Here is a 5,429-nt window from a genome sequence, read left to right as displayed (position 1 = left end):
GGAGTTGTCGAGCTCGAACAGCTTGGCCAGCTGCGCGGAGCTCTCCTCGTTCTTCTCCAGCTGGTCGATGGTGCCGTGCATCTGCCGCAGCAGCCGCTGGATCCGGTGCGCCATGCCGACGAACACCACGCGCGCGCCCTGCCTGGCCCGGGTCTCGCCGACCGCGGCGTCCATCGCCTGCCGCTGGAACAGCTGGATGGCTTGCGCCACCTGGCCGACCTCGTCGTTGCCGAAGTGCTCCAGCGCGGCCATCTCGCCCTTGACGTCGACGGCCTCGCCGTCGCGCAGTCGCCGCACCACCTCGGGCAGCTTGTTGGCCATCACCAGCGATTCGGTGCGCAGGCCCTGCAGTCGGGTCAGCAGCGCCTCGTCGACCACCGAGCGGTAGACGCGGCGGGCGTAGATGAAGGACACGAGCGCGACGACCAGCGCGGCCAAGCTGCCCCACAGCACCGTCCACAGTGCATCGCTGCCGCGGTCGACCGCTTCTGCCGAGACCTCGTCGGCCTGCGCGACCACCAGGCCGGAGAGCTCGGTGCCGACCTCGTCGGAGAGCCGGCGCCACTCGTCGAGCTGCACCGGCGCGTCGTCCCCGCTGGTGAACCCGCCGCTGCCGACGAACCGGTCCTCGACCCCGGTCAGCTGCTGCCAGGCCGGGCTGGCCACCAGCTTCTCGTACCGGGTGCGGACGACGGGGTGCATGCTCGAGACGTTCTGCTCCACCGTGCTGCGGTACGCGTCGATGTAGCGCGACAGGCGCCGGTGCTGGTCCGCGGGCAGCTGCCCGGTGTCGAGCGCGGTACCGACCAGGGACGTTTCACGGGCGAACATGTCCGCCGCGCGGAGCAGGTCGGTCGCGGCGATCGCGCCCTGCCGGGTCTCCGGGTCGAGGGTGAGCTTCGCCTGGACGTCGGCCAGCTTGGTGGCGGAGTCGAACAGGCCGTCGTAGAAGTCGCTGACCTCGTCGTTGGAGATCTGCCCGGCGGCCACCCGGGTGCGGATGCCGTCCATCCGGTCGAAGTAGGCGGTCAGGTCGGTCAGCGAGCGCTGGATCTCCTCCGGCGCCGAATCGATCAGCCCAGCGGCGGCCCGGTTCATCGCGTCGATGGCCTGGTCGGTCTTGCGCTGCTGGTCGAGCAGTCCCGCCTGGTCCACGCCCCGCTGGTCGACGACCTCGAAGGTGAGCAGGCGCTCCTTCTTCACCTCCTCCAGCGCCGACATCGCGGGCAGCGACATCTGCCGGACGCTGGTCGCGACCATCTGGGTGTAGATGGCCTCGGACGCGAATGCAGCGCAACTGACCGCCCAGAGGATGACCACGACGATCCAGGGGATGACGACCGACCACGTCAGCCGCGACCGGATCGAGTTCTTCTCCTGCCGACCGGCGCGCTTTCGCGGTCTTTCCAGAGGTGCCAAAGACTCGTTCTGGGTTGTCACTTCCACGCACTCTCAATTGTTCTGGCCAGTGCGGAAACCATCCGTCCACGCCGAAGCGCGGTGCCCGGCCACCGACGACCGACGCGCTGCCGGGAGCTGCTGCTGGATCAGCGGCCTGCTCCGGGTCCCCTCCGTGCGCGACCGGTCGCGGCGGGCGCACGTCCGCTGGTTCGGCGCGCTCGCTCGTCCCCGATGTGCACGCACTGTATCGAACTAAGATCATCCGATAGTGAATGAACCGGACTTTGCGCGAAGTTGTGGCGCACAGCTCACGTCTTGACCCCGACGGCCCATCGGACTGCACCCGAACGGCCCAGCGCAGATCGCCCGATCAGCGGGTCAAGGGTGGATGTGGCTCGGGAAGCCGAGTTCGGCTCGGAATGAGCCCTTTTTCATCCTGTCCGGCATGCGACCGCGAAGCACGACCGGCACCGCTGCGCAAACCGAGTGCGGAAAGCCCTCAACGGCGGTTGACCGACCACCCGGCCCTGGTGTGTCCTGGCACTTCGCCGGGGCGCTGTCCCCCGGCGAGACCGCACCGCCGCCCGGTCCACATCGCAGCACAGCCAGATGCGAGGTGTACGACGTGGGCAAACGACGCTTGACCGGGTTGACGGGAATCGCGTTGGCGGCGCTGCTGGCGCTGTCCGCGGCACCGGGCGGGGCCTCCCCCGCCGCCGAGCCCTGGAGCGGTGGATTCGCCGACTTCCCCGGTGATTCGTGGAAGCAGCAGTGGGGAGTCGTCGACGAGGGCACCTTCGGGTACGACCGGATGACCCCGCAGGACGACGCGCTCGACGTGTTCTACGGCAAGGGCTCCTCCGCGCCGTCGTGCGGCGACTGCCCGAGCGAGGGCGGCGGCCAGTTCTACACCGACTTCCGCTCGATCGGCCGCGACGACCTGGCCGACGCACCCGTGCTGCACCTGAGCTACCAGGTGCGGTTCCCCGCCGACTGGGACTTCGGCCGGCGCGGCGGGAAGCTGCCGGGCCTCTACGGCGGCCCGCCCGGGCAGGCCAGCGGCGGCGAGCACGGCAAGGCGTGGTCGACCCGGTACATGTGGCGGATCCGCAGCGACGAGCCGAAGGCCACGGTCTACGTCTACGACCCGTCGATGGGCGACGGCTACGGCGAGGACGTCGGCCTGGGCGCGTGGAACTGGCAGGCCGACGACCAGTGGCACACCGTGGAGCAGTCGGTGGACCGCACCAGCGGCACCATCACCGTCTGGTACGACGGCCAGCAGGTGCTCAGCGAGCAGGGCATCCGCGAGATCGCCGACATCCCGTTCTCAGGCGTTTTCTTCTCCACCTTCTTCGGCGGCCACGACACGTCCTGGGGTCCGAGCCGGGACGTGCACGCCCAGTTCCGCGACTTCCGGGTGTCCGACACCGGGTCGAGCTGATCGGACCGCGGGCCTTCCGCCCGGGAGGCCCGCGGGTTCAGCCGCGGTTCGCCGGATCCCAGAGCCCTTCGGCCGCACCGGATCGCAGGTGTTCGGTGTAGACGCCGACCTTCCACCGGATCAGCGATCGGCACTCCTCGAGCGCGCTGATCTGCGCCTCGACGCGCTCGCGGTGGGCGTCCAGGAGTTCCAGCCGCCGCTCCTCGTTGCCGGGCCCCTGGCGGACGAGTTCGGCGAACCGCTTCAGGTCGGCCAGCGGCATCCCGGACTCCCGGAGCTTGACGCAGATCTGCAGCCAGTCCACGTCGACCTCGGTGTAGACCCGCCGCCCGCCGGTGGTTCGCCGCACCGGACCGATGAGCAGGTCCTCCCGCTCGTAGTACCGCAGCGCGTGCACGCTCATCCCGGTGCGCTCGGCGACCTGCCCGATGGTGAAGGCCTCGTTCGGCGCGGAAGTCATGGGCCCACCTCGACGATTTGACCTAGAGTGCGCTCTAGATCCTAGCGTTCTCGGCGTGGAACACGTTCAGCAGACACCGATGGGATCGGGCTTCTCCGCCGACTCCACGGCAGCACAGGTGATGGCGGGCATCGACCTCCGCGGGAGGACGGCTCTGGTGACGGGCGGGTACTCCGGACTGGGGCTGGAAACCACGCGGGCCCTGGTCGAGGCAGGGGCCCGCGTCATCGTCCCGGCCCGGCGACCGCAGCTCGCCCGGGACCGGCTGGCCGGCATCGGGGGTTCGGTCGTCCCGATGGACCTCGCCGACCTCGCCAGCGTTCACCGGGCTTGCCAGCACGTGCTCGACAGCGAGGCGAAGCTGGACTTCGTGATCGCCGCCGCGGGGGTGATGGCGAGCCCGGAGCGCCGGGTCGGGCCCGGTTGGGAGAGCCATTTCGCGATCAACCACCTCGGCCACTTCGCCCTGTTGAACCTGCTCGCTCCGCTGCTCCTGCGCGGTGGCGCGCGGGTGGTCAGCTACTCCTCCGCCGGCCACCACCTGTCCGACATCCGCTGGGACGACCCGCATTTCGAACGCGGCTACGACAAGTGGGAGGCCTACGGCCAGTCCAAGACCGCCAACGTGCTGTCGGCCGTGCGGCTGGACGAGCTCGGCCGGTCCGACGGGGTCCGGGCGTTCGCCCTGCACCCGGGGCCGATCCTCACCGAGCTGCAACGGGATCTGACCCGGGCCGAGCAGATCGAGTTCGGGTGGATCGACGCCGATGGCAACGTCGTCGGCCGCGGATTCAAGACGCCGGGCCAAGGAGCCGCGACGGGATTGTGGGCCGCCACTTCGCCGAAGCTGACCGACCGCGGAGGGTTGTACTGCGAGGACTGCGACATCGCACCACTCGCCGACCCAGCCGGGACGATGGACGAGGGAGGAGTCCGAGCCCACGCGCTCGACCGCGAAAGCGCCGACCGCCTCTGGCAGATCTCAACCGACCTCACCGGAGTCCGCTCCCCCTGGACCTCCCAGTGACAACTGCTCATCTCCCGGCACCGCCATCAGATCCCAACTCTGCGCGGTCCCACGGTGCCGGGGAACGCAATTTCAATGGAAATCAGAGGTCCGATTTCCATTGAAATTGCGGAAGTTGTCCACAGCGGGGTCGACCTGTCCACAGGTGTCGGTGTGTCGTTGACCGACATGCCGGGGCGCGTCGGAGCGGACCGGGTTGGAGCGTGATGGCCGAATACCGCCAGCTTCGAAGGGGTTTCGCCGACAGGATCGGGTTCGTCCGATGATGACGAGCATTTCGAGGAAGAGATGAACACGGCGCGTTTCGAGTCCAAAGTGGTCCTGGTGACCGGTGCGACCTCCGGTATCGGCGAGGCCACGAGCCGGCGGCTGGCCGCCGAAGGTGCGGCAGTGGTCCTGGGGGCCCGCAGCAAGGACGTCGGCGAGGAGCTGGCGGCCGACATCCGCGCGACGGGCGGCCGGGCGCTGTTCGTGCCCACCGACGTGACGGTGGAGAGCGAGGTCGCGGCGCTGGTGCGCGCGGCGGTGGACGAATTCGGCCGGCTCGACTGCGCGTTCAACAACGCCGGTGCGGTGACCGCGTTCGGTGCGGTGCAGGACATCGCCGCGTCCGGCTGGCACGGGGAGATCGAGGTCAACCTGAGCAGTGTCTACTTCGGTCTGAAGCACCAGGTCCCGGCCATCCTCGCCTCGGGTGGCGGGGCGATCCTGAACAACGCCTCGAACCTCGGGGTGGTGGGCATGGGCAGCGTTTCGCCCTACGCGGCGGCGAAGCACGGCATCGTCGGGCTGACGAAGTCGGTCGCGCTGGAGACCGCGGCGCAGGGCGTCCGCGTCAACTCCATCGCCGCCGGCGCGGTGGACACCCCGGCGTTCCGCAGCACCATGGGCGCGACGCCGGAAGGTGAGGCCCAGATCGCCGGGCTGCACCCGGTGGGCCGGATCTCCAAGCCCGAGGAGATCGCCGCGTTCGCGGCGTTCCTGCTCAGCGACGAGGCCAGCTTCATCACCGGCGCCAACCTGTCGATCGACGGCGGCTTCACCGCGCAGTGACGGCGGAGTCGTGGGTGCGCAGCAGGGTTCGTGCTGCGCACCCA

At 69.6% G+C, this 5,429-nt stretch carries 5 protein-coding genes; 3 read left to right on the top strand and 2 right to left on the bottom strand.

What is annotated here, in order from left to right:
• Positions 1-1,440: nitrate- and nitrite sensing domain-containing protein (locus OU415_RS37830; RefSeq protein WP_270954609.1), on the bottom strand; the 1,440-nt coding region annotated here is incomplete at its 3' end.
• A 586-nt stretch (positions 1,441-2,026) separates the two neighbouring features.
• Between OU415_RS37830 and OU415_RS37825 the strand changes: the two genes are divergently transcribed.
• Positions 2,027-2,845: a polysaccharide lyase gene (locus OU415_RS37825; RefSeq protein WP_270954608.1), complete on the top strand. Its 819-nt coding sequence runs from the start codon at positions 2,027-2,029 to the stop codon at positions 2,843-2,845.
• Between the two features lie 37 nt (positions 2,846-2,882).
• Here OU415_RS37825 and OU415_RS37820 read toward each other — a convergent pair whose 3' ends face one another.
• Positions 2,883-3,305 (bottom strand): MerR family transcriptional regulator, encoded by a 423-nt coding sequence (locus tag OU415_RS37820; protein ID WP_270954607.1) that lies wholly within the window; start codon positions 3,303-3,305, stop codon positions 2,883-2,885.
• Positions 3,306-3,360: 55 nt separating this feature from the next.
• Here OU415_RS37820 and OU415_RS37815 point away from each other — a divergent pair, with 55 nt between their 5' ends.
• A complete protein-coding gene (locus OU415_RS37815) occupies positions 3,361-4,332 on the top strand; it encodes an oxidoreductase (RefSeq protein ID WP_270954606.1) in 972 nt (323 codons plus the stop codon).
• Between the two features lie 288 nt (positions 4,333-4,620).
• Entirely contained in the window at positions 4,621-5,385 is a 765-nt protein-coding gene (locus OU415_RS37810) for an SDR family NAD(P)-dependent oxidoreductase (RefSeq protein WP_270954605.1), read from the top strand.
• Positions 5,386-5,429 lie beyond the last annotated feature (44 nt).

This window comes from Saccharopolyspora oryzae (assembly GCF_027853915.1).
Classification (GTDB): Bacteria; Actinomycetota; Actinomycetes; order Mycobacteriales; family Pseudonocardiaceae; genus Saccharopolyspora; species Saccharopolyspora oryzae.
Note: the sequence above shows the minus strand (reverse complement) of the source record. Positions and strands in the feature narration are given on the sequence as shown.

Bases quoted from the DNA above. Each gene is read 5' to 3' on its own strand.
- OU415_RS37820 (WP_270954607.1), bottom strand. From the start codon at position 3,305: ATGACTTCCGCGCCGAACGAGGCCTTCACCATCGGGCAGGTCGCCGAG.
- OU415_RS37810 (WP_270954605.1), top strand. From the start codon at position 4,621: ATGAACACGGCGCGTTTCGAGTCCAAAGTGGTCCTGGTGACCGGTGCG.